Origin of the sequence: Bradyrhizobium sp. 154, assembly GCF_023073875.1 — a bacterium.
Taxonomy (GTDB): Bacteria; Pseudomonadota; Alphaproteobacteria; order Rhizobiales; family Xanthobacteraceae; genus Bradyrhizobium.
In genome coordinates, this window is the sequence record NZ_JADPKG010000120.1 from 1 (window position 1) to 689 (window position 689).

1 protein-coding gene is annotated in these 689 nt (G+C 62.3%); it reads left to right on the plus strand.

What is annotated here, in order from left to right:
* A partial coding sequence (locus IVA92_RS33075) for an integrase core domain-containing protein (protein WP_247534656.1) occupies positions 1 to 611 on the plus strand: 611 nt, incomplete at its 5' end.
* Positions 612 to 689 lie beyond the last annotated feature (78 nt).

A 689-nucleotide genomic window follows, 5' to 3' on the forward strand; every position in this document is an offset into this window, starting at 1 on the left:
GGGCGCCGATGGTGGTGCCTATAGCGCCGAATGACCGCTGGTCGCTCGACTTCGTCTCGGACCAGCTCACCGATGGCCGCCGCTTCCGCATCCTGACCGTGGTCGACGAGTGCACGCGCGAATGCCTGGCGTTGATGGCCGACACCTCGCTGTCGGGCTCCCGGGTGGCGCGGGAGCTGGACCGGCTGATCATCGAGCGCGGCAAGCCCAAAATGGTGGTCAGCGACAACGGCACCGAATTGACCAGCAACGCCATCCTGACATGGGCCGATCAGAGCCGCGTCGCCTGGCATTACATCGCGCCCGGCAAGCCGACGCAGAATGCCTTCATCGAAAGCTTCAATGGCCGTCTCCGAGACGAATTGTTGAACGAGACGCTGTTCACGTCGCTGGCCCAGGCCCGGGTCGAACTCGGACATTGGCGGGCCGACTACAACGATACGCGACCTCACTCGCAACTCGGATGGAAAACACCATCGGAGTTTGCCTTCACCTGCAACCCGCGACGGGATCTGGCGCTGCGCTATGCCGATGGCTCCGCACCAGCTCCCGTCGCTACCACCGCCCATTCGGGTAAATCCAACAGCCGGGGCGAACTCAGGACTGGATAAAACTTGATGTGGTGGAACGGCCCGCTCCAACAGCATCAAAGTGCTAGAACGTGGTCGTTGTTCGAACGCCACAAAGGA